Raw genomic sequence first — 12,339 nt, 5'->3', positions numbered from 1 at the left:
CCACTCCACTTTCCGGCTCGGCGCTCCGATGGCGTGGCGAAGCCAAGCGGCCGAAGGCCGCGCCCGGCGTTCGAGGGCACAAAAATGATCAAGAAGATCCTGATCGCGAACCGGGGCGAGATCGCGCTTCGCGTCCATCGCGCCTGCCAGGAGATGGGCATTCGCACCGTCGCCGTGCACAGCACCGCCGACGCCTCGGCCATGCATGTCCGCCTCGCCGACGAGAGCGTCTGCATCGGCCCGCCCTCGGCGCGCGACAGCTACCTCAACGTCGCCGCCATCCTCTCGGCCGCCACCATCACCGGCGCCGAGGCGATCCATCCGGGCTACGGCTTCCTGTCCGAGAATGCCGGCTTCGCGGAGATGGTGGAGGCGCACGGCCTCATCTTCATCGGCCCGACCGCGGCCCATATCCGCATGATGGGCGACAAGATCTCGGCCAAGGACGCGATGCGCGAGCTCGGCGTGCCGCTGGTCCCGGGCTCGAAGGGCGCGCTGGAGACGCTGGACGAGGCCCGCGAGGTCGCCGAGCAGATCAAATACCCGGTGCTCATCAAGGCGGCCGCCGGCGGCGGCGGGCGCGGCATGAAGGTGGCTCATTCCGCCGACGAGCTGGAGGAGGCCTGGCGCGTCGCGCGCACGGAGGCCAAGGCGGCCTTCGGCAACGACGCCGTCTACATGGAGAAGTACCTCGACAAGCCCAGGCACATCGAGCTCCAGGTCCTGGCCGACAACCATGGCAACGTGGTGCATTTCGGCGAGCGCGACTGCTCGCTGCAGCGCCGCCACCAGAAGCTGGTCGAGGAGGCGGGCTCGCCCGCGCTGACCGGGGCGGAGCGCGACGCGCTGGGCGCCCAGGTCACCTCCGGCCTGCGCCAGCTCGGCTACCGCAACGCCGGCACGCTGGAGTTCCTGTACCAGGATGGGCAGTTCGCCTTCATCGAGATGAACACCCGCCTCCAGGTCGAGCATCCCGTGACCGAGATGGTCTGCGGGGTGGATCTGGTGCGCGAGCAGATCCGCATCGCCTCGGGCGAGACGCTGGGCTACGGCCAGGAGGATGTGGCCTTCTCCGGCCATGCCATCGAGTGCCGGGTCACGGCGGAGGATCCCGTGACCTTCGCCCCCTCGCCCGGCAAGGTGAACACCTACCATGCCCCGGGCGGCCTCGGCGTGCGCGTGGATAGCGCGCTCTACTCCGGCTATTCGGTGCCGCCGCATTACGACAGCCTGGTGGCCAAGCTCATCGTCCATGCGCCCAGCCGCGTGCAGGCCATCGCGCGCATGCGCCGGGCGCTGGAGGAGATGGTGGTGGACGGCATCGAGACCACGCTCCCGCTGCACCGCCGGATCATGGCCGACAGGGAATTCCAGGCCGGCGACTACACCATCCACTGGCTGGAGAAGTTCGTCGCGCGGGGGCAGGAGTAGCCTCAGGCCGCCGCCGGCAGGAACAGGTAGGTCGGCGTGGCGTTGAACCGTCCCGCGACCCGATAGCCGAACGGCCTGAGCAGTTCCGCGACGCGGGGATAGGCCTCGTCCTCCGCCACCTCGACGTACAGCACCGGCCGATGGCGGCCGAGGGTCTCCCGTGCCCCCATCAGCACGGCATGCTCCATGCCCTCGACATCCACCTTCACCACGTCGGGCGCGGCGCCGAACGAGGATGCCGCCTCGTCCAGGCTGGTGACGGCGACCGCGTCATCCTGCGGCCCGTCGGCGATCTCCAGCCGCGTCATGCCGGCATTGTGGCGCGGCCCGGGCAGGATCCGCGCCCAGCCGCTGCGCTCCCCCACGCCCTCACGGCGCAGCTCCACCCGCTCCGCCACGGCGTTCGCCCGGATATTGGCCGCGCAGTGATCGGCCAGCTCGCCGGAAGGCTCGAAGGCCAGCACCCGCGCGCCGCACACCCCCGCGGCGAAGAGCGTGTGGTTGCCGATATTGGCGCCGACGTCGAAGAAGACCCCGTCCGGCGGCAGGCGGCGGCGGAGATCCTCCAGCATCTCGTGCTCGTAGAAGCGGCCGGACCCGGCGATGCCGCGCTGGATGTGCTCCTCCGCGTCGCGCAGCACGAAGCGGCCGCGCCAGCCGCCATGCGCGATCGGGATCATGGACTGCAACCGTGGGCTGCGCAGCAGGTCCACCACCGCCTGCACCTGCCGCTCCAGGGAGAAGTGCCGCGCCACGTGGCCGCGCCAGCGGTGCGGGCTTGCGTTGCGGATGATCCACACCGCCTCGTCCACCGTGCCGAAGCGCATCGCCGAGGGCCAGTGGTCGGCGGCTGCCGTGTGGTCCAGCATCGCCACGTCGCAGCCAACGGCAGCCGCCTCGGCAATGGCGTAGCCGAAGCTTTCGTAGATGCTGGTCGAGAGCAGCACGCCGTTTCGCGCGTGCCAGTCCGGCATCGCCTCCTGCGGGACCTCCCACTGGATGTCGATGAAACGGCTGAGCCCCATGCGCTCGGCCAGATGGCCGAAGCTGTCCAGGAGGACGACATCGGCCCGCCTGGTGGCGACGTGCAGGGTGTAGCGGGAATCCTCGGCCCGCAGGCGATACAGGATCTCCAGCGCCAGGTTGGGATTCTTGTGCATCGTCAGGTAGCCGCACCAGCCGATGCGGAAGGGGTCCGGCGCCGCCGCCGGGCGGTAGCGCCGCAGGTCGACACCGTTGGGGATGACGTGCAGGCGGGTGGTCCTGGGCAGCGCCGGCGCGGCGGCCAGCAGGCGGCGCTCCATGTCCTGGCCCACGACGATGACGTCGTCCACCTTGTGCCAGGGCGTGTTGGCGGCGTGGCTGGAGCCGTAGGCCTCGACCCGGTGCACCCGCATGATGACGCGCCGGCCACCGAAGTCGGTGACGGCCAGGAACTTCTGGAAGGGCGGCCAGCAGAATTCGAACCAGACCGCGTCGCGGGCCGGGTCATCCGTCCAGGCCATGGCCTCGGCCAGCGCATCCTCGCCCTGGCGCAGCCGGAAGCCGCGCACCTCGACGGCCCCGCTGGCAGCCAGGGCGGCGATCAGATCCGGCGTGAAATGATCCAGCCCCCCAAGCAGCAGGAACGCGATGCGCGGGGGACGACCCAATCCTTGCGTCATCCAGGCGACCTTTTCTTCGCTTCGTTCCGCAGCCTAGGGACCAAACGTGAAGGAGTGGTTAAGGGCTGCCCGGAGCGCCAGACCGGCCGGCGCAACCCTGGTCTTCGTCATCCGAAACGCAGACGGGCGTTCCGAAACGACCCGACGGTGTCTAGGATGGGGGCGTGGAACCCTCGAAGGCCAAGATCCCGCTTCCGCGCCTCCCTCGCCCCGCCCAGCCGGGCTGAGCGCCCGCATGTCGCGCCGGCAGATGGAGATCACGCCCGAGCTGATGCTCCGGGCCTACCGCATCGGCCTCTTCCCCATGGCCGAGAGCCGGGAGGCACGCACCCTCTACTGGCTGGACCCGGAGCAGCGGGGCGTCATCCCGCTCGACGGCTTTCATCTGTCCCGTCGGCTGGCGCGGCGCATCCGGCAGGCGCCCTACCGCATCACGGCGAACCGGGAGTTCGAGCGCGTCATCGACGAATGCGCCGCCCCGCGGCCGAGCTCGCCCGAGAGCTGGATCAACGCCGAGATCCGCTCGCTCTTCCTCGCGCTGCACGAGCAGGGCCACGCGCATTCCATCGAGGCCTGGCGGGGCGAGGAGCTGGTGGGCGGGCTCTACGGCGTCGCCATGGGCGGCGCCTTCTTCGGCGAGAGCATGTTCAGCCGGGCCGACGACGCCTCGAAGATCGCGCTGGTTCATCTGGTCGCACGGCTGCGGCTGGGGGGCTTCACCCTGCTCGACGCGCAGTTCCAGACGACGCACCTGGCCCAGTTCGGCACGGAGGAGGTGCCGCGGGCCATCTACAAGCGGCTGCTCTCCGTCGCGGTGGAGCTGCCCGCGCACTTCCCTGCGGACCTGCCGGAGGAGGTCCTGGCCGAAGAGATCGCGCGGCTGCGCGATCCGGGAGAGTAGCTGCCGGCACCGTCCTGCCGGGCGGGGGCTGCTTGCGCCAACGGCCCGGCGCCTGAGGGCGCTAAACCATGCGCAGCAGCGTGCCGTCCTTGCGGATCGCCTGGTGAAAGATCACCGCGGCGACGTGGAGGCAGATCAGGACGACGAGGGTCCAGCCGAGCCAAGCATGCAGCATGAGCAGCGTGTTCGCGACGCCCTCATTGGCCTCCATGAACTTCGGAAAGTCGATCAGCCCGAGATAGGCCGTGTCGCCGGCCTGCGGGAAGCCGTAGGCATTGGTCGTGAAGAAGCCGAGCAGCGGCTGCAGGATCAGCGCCAGATAGAGCAGGTGGTGCACGCCGGTGGCCGCGATCCGCATCGGCGGCGGCAGCGCGGGGTCCAAGGGCACCGGGTTTCTCACCCGCCAGAAGAGCCGCAAGGCGGCGACGATGAGGATGGTGAAGCCGGCATTCTGGTGGATGGCGTAGAAGGCGCCCTTGCTCTCATCCGTCAGGTGCTGGATCACGAAGCCTGTCGGCAGGGCCACGAACATCAGCCCCGCCGTGATCCAATGGAACCACTTCGCCGTCGAGGAATAGCCTTCCATGCGCGCCTCCATGCCTCCCTTCCGGGGGATGGTTCCGATCCTGTCATGAGAATCCGCGCCGCGCACGCGGATTGGTCGATCGCGCCCGGAAAGCGCTGGGCCTGTGTCGCCGAGGCCGATGGGGCCAACTGGCGCATGGAGGCGCCGCGCCCGGCGCCGGACCTCGGGGCGCTGGCGGAATCGCTGCGGCGCGAGGGCGTGCCCGCCGTGCTGGGGCTGGACCTGCCGCTCGGCGTGCCGCGGCTCTATGCGGCGCAGCGGCCCGAAGCCGGCTTCGTCGATTTCCTGCGCCGCCGCGCCGGCGATATCAGCTTCTTCACGGTGAACCCCACCTTGGAAACGGTGGGGCTGGCGGCGCCCTTCTACCCCATGCGCGGCCTCAAGGGCATGACGCGGGCGAGCCATGCCGCCGCGCTCGGCCTGCCCGGCGCCCACGCGCTGCACCGCTGGTGCGACAGCGCCACCGCCACGCGCCCCGCCGGCGCGCCGCCTTTCTGGACGCTGGGCGCGAACCAGTCGGGCAAGGCAGGACTCTCGGCCTGGCGCGAATGGCTGGCGCCGGCCCTGGCGGAAGGCGCACCGCTCGACCTCTGGCCCTTCGCCGGGAAGCTGCATGGGCTGCTCCGCGCCGGGCGGCTGACGGTGGCGGAGGTCTATCCGGCCGAGGCGCTGCGGCAGCTCGGGCTCCGACTGGGCGGCAGCAAGCGCGACCGCGCCGCGCGCCTCGCCCTGGCCGAGCCGCTGCGCGAGGTGATGGCGCGGCTGCGCGTGACGCCCTCGCACGCGTTGTCGGCCGCCCTTGCCGACGGCTTCGGCGCCGATGCGGCCGGCGAGGACCGGCTGGACTGCACGCTCGGCCTACTCGCTGTTATCGCCGTGCTGGACGGCCACCGCGCCGACTTCATCCCGGAGGACGACGGCGTGCGGCGCTGGGAGGGCTGGGTGCTGGGGCAGACGGACCTGCCCGCCTGGCTCGGTCAGCCAACCGGGCAGGATGCCACGTAGCCGGCTTTGCGCCCCAGGGCGAAGCCGCAGCTTTGGTAGAAAAGCCGGACACCGGGATCGGGGCGCGAGGTCAGCAGGTAGACCTGGTAGGCGCCCGCCTCCCAGGCCTTGGCCAGCGCGGCCTCCATCACCGCACGGGCATGCCCCTGCCGCCGGTGACCCGTATGCGCGACAACGTTCTCCAGCAGCGCATAGGGCCGGCCGCCCCGCATCAGGTTCGGCATCATTCCCGAGCATGCAGCTGGCCACCAGTTCTCCCTCCGCCTCGGCGACAAAGAGGTGGCAGTCCGCCCGCACCAGGATTTCGCCGAAGATCCGCGACGCGGTCTCCGGCGACAGCTCCGGCCGCCGCGGATTCAAGTGGAGGTAGAGCGCCTGCAGCGCATCGAGGTCGGACGCGACAGCGTTCCGGACGATGCGCATGGCCTCATGCCTCGGCGGCGTAGGCGCCCTTCCGCGCCAGCGCCACCAGCAGCTCCAGCGTCGGCGCGCGCACGCCCGCCTGCTTCGCGAGCTGCAGCGGCACGGTGAAGAGCGCGTCGAACTCCAGCCCGCGCCCCTGCTCCAGGTCCTGCAGGATGGACGGCTTGTGCGCGATGACGACGGAGCGGAGGATCTGCTTCTCCGCATCGCCCTGGATGGGATGGCCCAGCGCCTTCGCCACCTCCAGCGCCTCGCGCATCACCGTCAGCGCGGCCTCCATGAGGATGGGCTCGTCGAAGGTGCCCTTCATGTGCCGGCGCGAGAGCAGGCAGATCGGCCCGTTCACGAGGTTGTTGAGCAGCTTGGTCCAGATCTCCGTGCGGATGTCGGGCGAGACGGCGCCGCCCATGCCGCCCGCGTCCAGCACCTCGGCGATGGCCGTGGCGCGCGGCGAGAGGCTGCCGTCCAGCTCGCCGAAGACCACCTTGCTCGTGGCGCTCGCCACCTTAACCGTGCCGGGGCTCGTCACCGTGCAGGCTGACCAGACCACGCCGCCGATGGTGCGCTCCAGCCCGATTTTTCCCCGCACCGAGCCAGTTGGGTCGAGCACGTCCAGGCCCTCGCCCCACCACCAGGGGATGCCGTTGATGACGAAGACCACCGGCGTCTCCGGCCCGAGCAGCGGCGCGATGGCGTCGGCCACGCCGGTCAGCGCGGGCGCCTTCACCGTGATCACCACCGCGTCCTGCGGGCCCAACTTCGCCGGGTCCTGCTCGGCACGGACCTTCACGTTGAAGGTGCCGTCCGGCGCCTCGACGGTGATGCCGTTGGCGCGGATGCCCTCGAGCTGCGGTCCGCGCGCGATCACGCTGACCTCGGCCTTGCCGCCCTTGGCCATGCGCCCCGCGACATGGCTGCCGATGGCGCCCGTGCCGAATACCGTGACCTTCATCAGGCTGATCCCTTCATCGCGGCGAGCATCGCCACCGCGGCTTCCACGAAGCGCGCGACGATCCGGGCGCCATGTTCCGCACTGGCGCCCGACGGATTGGCCGCTGCAACGCCGCCGGCCGCCACCTCCTCCAGCTCGATCGGCACGCCGAAATCCACGCCGGCGGCGCGGATGGTGCCGAAGCCGCTGACCGGCAGGCCGAGGAAGGGCGGCAGCGCGGCGCGCGGCTTCATCGCCGCGGGCGCGCAGAGGTCGGGCCGCAGATGCAGCGCGACGGAGGCGATGGGGTCGCCGCCATGGCCGAGCGCGGTGGGCGCGCCGCCCAGCTCCTTCTGCCAGCCGCCGGCGGACTTCCAGAGATGCAGCACCGGCGCCACGACGCCATGGCTGTGGCGCAGCTTCCGCTGCGCCTCCTCGATCGACGGGATGTTTCCGCCATGGCCGTTCAGGATCAGGATGCGCTTGGCCCCGCCCTCATGCAGCGCCACGAGGACATCGGTGACGACGGCGGTGAGCGTCGAAGGGCTCAGCGCCACACCACCCGGCACGCCGCGGAAGAAATCCGCGCCGCCGAAGGCGAGCGTCGGCAGGACCAGCGCGTCGCCGGCCGCTTCCGCGATGCGCAGCGCGATCGCCTCGGCCAGCAGGTAGTCGCCCATCGGCAGCGCCGGGCCATGCGTCTCGGTGCTGCCCATGGGCACAAGCACCGCCTGGCCCGCGGCGATGCGCCGCGCGACCTCAGGCGCCGAAAGCTCGGCGATCCTCACTGGAGCATGTCCACCGCGATGCGCGACAGCGCCTGCACGCCCAGCGCGATGCAGCGCTCGTCGGGCTGGTAGAAGGCATTGTGCAGCCGGTCCTCGCGCCCCGGCGCGCCGGAGCCCACGCGCAGATGGAAGGCCGGGGCGCGCGAGGCGAACTCCGAGAAATCCTCGGCGCCCATGGAGGGATCGCTGTTCTCCAGCTCCGCGCCGAAATGCGCGGCGACCGAGGCGACGGCCGGCTCCAAAATGCGGTCGTCGTTGTACAGCGCGCCGCAGAGACGCGTGTACTCGATGCTCGCCTCCATCCGCATCGCCGCGGCGGTGTTCTCGACGAGGCGGCGGATCGCCCGCTCGGCCGTCTCGCGCGCCTTCGGGTGCAGCGTGCGCACCGTGCCCTTCAGCATCACGCGCTCGGGGATGATGTTGTGCGTGGTGCCGGCCTGGAACATGCCGACAGTGACGACGCAGGAGTGGATCGGGTTCTGCTCGCGGCTCACCACGGTCTGCAGTTGCGTCACGATATGTGCCGCGCCGACGATCGGATCGACCGCGGCGTCCGGATGCGCGGCGTGGCCCGACTTGCCGCGCAGCACGATGTCGAACTTGTCCGCCGCCGAGAGCGAGTAGCCCCGCACATAGCCGAAGGTGCCGACTTCCATCTCCGGGTGGTTGTGGAAGCCGATGGCCATGTCGATACCCTCGGCCGCACCGTCCGCGATCATCGCCTTCGCGCCGCCCAGCACCTCCTCGGCGGGCTGGAAGACCAGCAGGATCCGGCCCGCGAGATTCGGCGCCAGCCCCTTCAGCACCTCGGCCGCGCCGAGCAGCGTGGTCGTATGGATGTCATGCCCGCAGGCGTGCATCTTTCCCGCGACCTCGCTCGCGAAGGGGAGGCCGGTCTCCTCCTGGATCGGCAGCGCGTCCATGTCGGCGCGGATCGCCAGCGTCGGCCCCGGCCGCCCGCCCTCGATCACGCCGAGCACGCCCGTCCCGCCCACCCCGGTGCGGGGCGCGATGCCCATGCGCTCCAGCTCGGCCGCCACGATGCCCGCGGTGCGCACCTCCTCGAAGCCGAGCTCGGGATGGGCGTGCAGGTCACGGCGGATCTCGATGAGGCGCGGTTCCAGCGTGGCGGCGTGCTCGCGGATGCGCGCTTCGGGGTCGTTGACGATCATAGGATTCCCGGACGGGTGATGCTGCGATGCAACTATCCTCGGCGGCAGTTTCCGAGCTGTCCAGCCACGCGCCTTAGGAGCGCCACAAAGCTTGCAGCAGGCTGAACGGCATGCGATAGCCGAAGGCCAAGAATGTCTGCCGAACAGACAAAGTTCGGCCGTGTTTGGGAGTTCGGATGTTCGAGACGTGGCGTCGCCGCGCGATCCTGGGAGGCAGCCTCGGGCTGCCGGCCTTTGCGCGCGCGCAGTCACCCTCCGCCTGGCCGTCCCAGCCCATCCGCCTCGTCGTGCCCTTCGCGCCCGGCGGCACCACCGACCTGATCGCGCGCCTGGTCGCCACTCCGCTGCAGGAGAAGCTGGGACAGCCGATCATCGTGGAGAACCGGCCCGGCGCAGGCGCCACCGTCGGCAGCCTCGTCGTGGCGCAGGCCGCGCCAGACGGGCACACGCTCGTGCTCTCCAACATCGCCAGCCACGCCATATCGCCGGCGCTCTACGGCAATGTCCGCTACGATGCGGTGCGGGACTTCAGCCACATCGCGCTGCTGACGCAGAATCCCTCGGTCTTCGTGGCGAATCCGCGCGCCGGCATCGCTGATCTCGCCGACCTCGCCCGCCTCCATCGCGAGCGCGGGCTCGACATGGCGAGCAGCGGGTCGGGTTCCTCCAACCACCTGCTGATCGTGCGCATGGGCCGGATCCTGGGGCGCGAGATCAACCACATCCCCTTCCGCGGCGCGGGCCCGGCGATGACGGCCGTGATCGGCGGCCAGGTGCCGCTGATGAGCGACAGCCTGCCCTCGGCCGCCGCGCATATCCGGCAGGGCAGCGTGAAGGCGGTCGCCATGAGCAGCGCCGTGCGCCATCCCTCCTTTCCCGATGTGCCGACCTTCCGCGAGCAGGGCTACGACGTCGTGGCCAGCAGCTGGTTCGGCCTCTCCGGCCCGGCGAACCTGCCGCGGCCGATCGTGGACCGCCTCGCCCGCGAGGTCGGCGCGATCCTGGACAGTGATTCGACGCGAGCGCGCTTCGCGGAGATCGGCGGTTCCGCCGGGCATTTCACGCCCGAGGAATACGCTGCGTTCGTGGCCTCGGAGGTCGCCCTTTGGGGGCCCCTTGTTCGCGAAACTGGCGCAAGACCTGACTGATTCGTAAGATTTGAACGGATTTGCGGTTGCCGCTTGGCAGTTTAGTCGAAATGCCGGAAGTTGCCGGCCCGAGGCGGGGAGTGAGAGATTTATGAAGTTGAACCTAAATGGAAAGGACATGGCGTCGGGGATCTTCCTGATCGTCATCGCCCTGGCCGGCCTGTACCTCAACATGGACCACAGCCTCGGCACGGCGCGGCGCATGGGCCCAGGCTACATGCCGATGCTGGTGTTCTGGATCCAGGCCGGGCTCGGGCTGATCGTCTGCCTCGTCGCGCTGGCCAGCGGCCCCGACCCGCTCGAGAGATGGACCGGGATGGACATCGGCACCCTGGTGGGCGGCGTCGTCCTCGGCGTGATCGCGTGGAAGATCTCCCCCTCCATCTGGGGCTTCTTCGGCCAGACCTACAACGCGGTCGGCTTCGGCATCATGGTGGCCTTCATCGTCATGGCCTTCTCCGCCGGATGGAAGCTGCTGGCCGTCATATGCGCCTCGATATGCCTCTTCGGCCTGACCCTGGAATCAGGCGGCTTCTTCCTCGCGCTGACCGGCCTCATCCTCGTCAGCTGCATCGCCGAGCACACGCACACCAGGAAGGGCGTCGCTGGCCTGCTCGTCTTCCTGCTGATCATGTGCTGGTGGGTGTTCATCTACGAGCTCGATATCCGCGTGAATCTGTGGCCGCAGACTTGAGAGCGGGATAGGAAAAGCGACCATGGAACTCCTCATCACCAACCTGCTGCATGGCTTCGGCGTCGCCATCAGCATCCAGAACCTGGCCTTCGCGCTGCTGGGCGCGCTGATCGGCACCGCCATCGGCGTGCTCCCGGGCATCGGCCCGGTGGCCACGATCTCGCTGCTGCTGCCGATCACCTTCGGCCTGCCGGCGACGACCGCGATCATCATGCTCGCGGGTATCTTCTACGGCGCGCAGTACGGCGGCTCGACCACGGCCATCCTGCTGAACCTTCCAGGCGAGGTGTCGTCCGTCGTCACCACGCTCGAAGGCTACAAGATGGCCCGCAACGGCCGCGCCGGCGCGGCGCTGGCCACCGCGGCGCTCGGCTCCTTCTTCGCGGGCTCCGTCGCCACCATCCTGGTCGCCGCCTCCGGCCCGCTGCTGACGCAGGTGGCGTTGAGCTTCGGCCCGGCCGACTACTTCTCGCTGATGCTCCTCGGCCTGATCATCGCCTGCGTGCTCGCGCAGGGCTCGATCGTGAAGGCGGTCGGCATGGTGGTGTTGGGCGTGGCCCTCGGCCTCGTCGGCACGGACGTGCAGACGGGACAGCAGCGCTTCACCTTCGGCATCCCCGAGCTGTCCGACGGCATCGGCTTCGTGCCGATCGCCATGGGCATGTTCGGCATCGCCGAGATCGTGCTGAACCTCGAACGGCCTGAATCGCGCTCGGTGATGAGCACCAAGGTGGGCCAGCTCTGGCTGACCAAGGAGGAGTTCCGGCGCGCGACACCGGCCGTGCTGCGTGGCACGATCGTGGGCAGCTTCCTCGGCATCCTGCCGGGCGGCGGCGCCTCGCTGGCGGCCTTCGGCTCCTACATGATGGAGCGGAAGATGTCGAAGGGCCGGCACATGTTCGGCTCGGGCGCCATCGAGGGCGTGGCCGGTCCTGAGGCCGCGAACAACGCCGCGGCGCAGACCAGCTTCATCCCGCTGCTCACCCTGGGCATTCCGTCCAACGCCGTCATGGCGCTGATGGTCGGCGCGCTGATCATCCAGGGCATCCAGCCGGGCCCGCGCATGGTCGAGGCGCAGCCGGACCTCTTCTGGGGCCTGATCGCCTCGATGTGGATCGGCAACGTCATGCTGCTCGTCATCAACCTGCCGATGATCGGCATGTGGGTGAAGCTGCTGCAGGTGCCCTACCGCTTCCTCTACCCCTCGATCCTCGTCTTCTGCTGCATCGGCGTGTACTCGCTGAACAACAACGTGTTCGACGTCTATATGACGGTCGCCTTCACCGTGTTCGGCTACGTCTGCAACAAGCTGAAGATGGAGCCGGCGCCGCTGCTGATCGGCTTCGTGCTCGGGCCGATGATGGAGGAGCACCTGCGCCGCGCGATGCTGCTGAGCCGCGGCGACTGGTCGGTCTTCGTCCAGCGCCCGATCTCGGCGACCATGCTGGGCATCGCGGCGATCGCGCTGATCCTGATGGCCCTGCCGAACATCCGGAAGGGCAAGGAAAAGGCGATGGCGGAATAAAAAACGCACCATCGCTGGTTACGACGCCCCGGGGAGACCTCCTCGGGGCGTTTTTTATTCTGCTCGTTTTT

The 12,339-nt window shown here is 69.6% G+C and carries 12 protein-coding genes; 6 read left to right on the top strand and 6 right to left on the bottom strand.

Annotated features, from left to right (window positions below):
- Positions 1-84 precede the first annotated feature (84 nt).
- Positions 85-1,431, top strand: a complete 1,347-nt coding sequence (accC, locus tag AC1ROY_RS18165; RefSeq protein ID WP_493150268.1) for an acetyl-CoA carboxylase biotin carboxylase subunit — start codon at positions 85-87, stop codon at positions 1,429-1,431.
- Between the two features lie 2 nt (positions 1,432-1,433).
- On the opposite strand, the gene AC1ROY_RS18160 is transcribed toward accC, so the two are convergent.
- Positions 1,434-3,083, bottom strand: a complete 1,650-nt coding sequence (locus tag AC1ROY_RS18160; protein ID WP_493150267.1) for an FkbM family methyltransferase — start codon at positions 3,081-3,083, stop codon at positions 1,434-1,436.
- Positions 3,084-3,330: 247 nt separating this feature from the next.
- Here AC1ROY_RS18160 and aat point away from each other — a divergent pair, with 247 nt between their 5' ends.
- Positions 3,331-3,996, top strand: a complete 666-nt coding sequence (gene aat / locus AC1ROY_RS18155) for a leucyl/phenylalanyl-tRNA--protein transferase (RefSeq protein WP_493150266.1) — start codon at positions 3,331-3,333, stop codon at positions 3,994-3,996.
- A gap of 61 nt (positions 3,997-4,057) precedes the next feature.
- Here the strand turns inward: aat and AC1ROY_RS18150 are convergent, their stop codons facing one another.
- Positions 4,058-4,582 carry a cytochrome b gene (locus AC1ROY_RS18150; protein ID WP_493150265.1) on the bottom strand — a complete coding sequence of 175 codons (525 nt, stop codon included), beginning with the start codon at positions 4,580-4,582 and terminating at the stop codon, positions 4,058-4,060.
- A gap of 45 nt (positions 4,583-4,627) precedes the next feature.
- Between AC1ROY_RS18150 and AC1ROY_RS18145 the strand changes: the two genes are divergently transcribed.
- Positions 4,628-5,587, top strand: a complete 960-nt coding sequence (locus AC1ROY_RS18145) for a hypothetical protein (RefSeq protein ID WP_493150264.1) — start codon at positions 4,628-4,630, stop codon at positions 5,585-5,587.
- Here AC1ROY_RS18145 and AC1ROY_RS18140 read toward each other — a convergent pair.
- From AC1ROY_RS18140 to AC1ROY_RS18125, 4 genes are all read right to left on the bottom strand, one after another.
- Positions 5,560-5,814: a GNAT family N-acetyltransferase gene (locus tag AC1ROY_RS18140; RefSeq protein WP_493150263.1), complete on the bottom strand. Its 255-nt coding sequence runs from the start codon at positions 5,812-5,814 to the stop codon at positions 5,560-5,562. The genes AC1ROY_RS18145 and AC1ROY_RS18140 overlap by 28 nt on opposite strands.
- A gap of 200 nt (positions 5,815-6,014) precedes the next feature.
- Positions 6,015-6,962 (bottom strand): ketopantoate reductase family protein, encoded by a 948-nt coding sequence (locus AC1ROY_RS18135; RefSeq protein WP_493150262.1) that lies wholly within the window; start codon positions 6,960-6,962, stop codon positions 6,015-6,017.
- On the bottom strand, positions 6,962-7,729 hold the full coding sequence (locus AC1ROY_RS18130; protein ID WP_493150261.1) for a creatininase family protein: 768 nt from the start codon (positions 7,727-7,729) through the stop codon (positions 6,962-6,964). The genes AC1ROY_RS18135 and AC1ROY_RS18130 overlap by 1 nt, the downstream gene beginning before the upstream one ends.
- A complete protein-coding gene (locus AC1ROY_RS18125; protein ID WP_493150260.1) occupies positions 7,726-8,901 on the bottom strand; it encodes a M20 metallopeptidase family protein in 1,176 nt (391 codons plus the stop codon). The genes AC1ROY_RS18130 and AC1ROY_RS18125 overlap by 4 nt, the downstream gene beginning before the upstream one ends.
- 176 nt (positions 8,902-9,077) lie before the next feature.
- Here AC1ROY_RS18125 and AC1ROY_RS18120 point away from each other — a divergent pair, with 176 nt between their 5' ends.
- The 3 genes from AC1ROY_RS18120 to AC1ROY_RS18110 all read left to right on the top strand — a co-directional run bounded on the left by AC1ROY_RS18120 (position 9,078) and on the right by AC1ROY_RS18110 (position 12,268).
- On the top strand, positions 9,078-10,049 hold the full coding sequence (locus AC1ROY_RS18120) for a Bug family tripartite tricarboxylate transporter substrate binding protein (RefSeq protein ID WP_493150259.1): 972 nt from the start codon (positions 9,078-9,080) through the stop codon (positions 10,047-10,049).
- A 118-nt stretch (positions 10,050-10,167) separates the two neighbouring features.
- Entirely contained in the window at positions 10,168-10,743 is a 576-nt protein-coding gene (locus AC1ROY_RS18115) for a hypothetical protein (RefSeq protein ID WP_493150258.1), read from the top strand.
- Positions 10,744-10,765: 22 nt separating this feature from the next.
- A complete protein-coding gene (locus AC1ROY_RS18110) occupies positions 10,766-12,268 on the top strand; it encodes a tripartite tricarboxylate transporter permease (RefSeq protein ID WP_493150257.1) in 1,503 nt (500 codons plus the stop codon).
- Positions 12,269-12,339: the final 71 nt, after the last annotated feature.

Source organism: Roseococcus sp. GW821-FHT12F05 (genome assembly GCF_058806835.1).
This window is presented reverse-complemented; position numbering and strand designations above follow the sequence as displayed.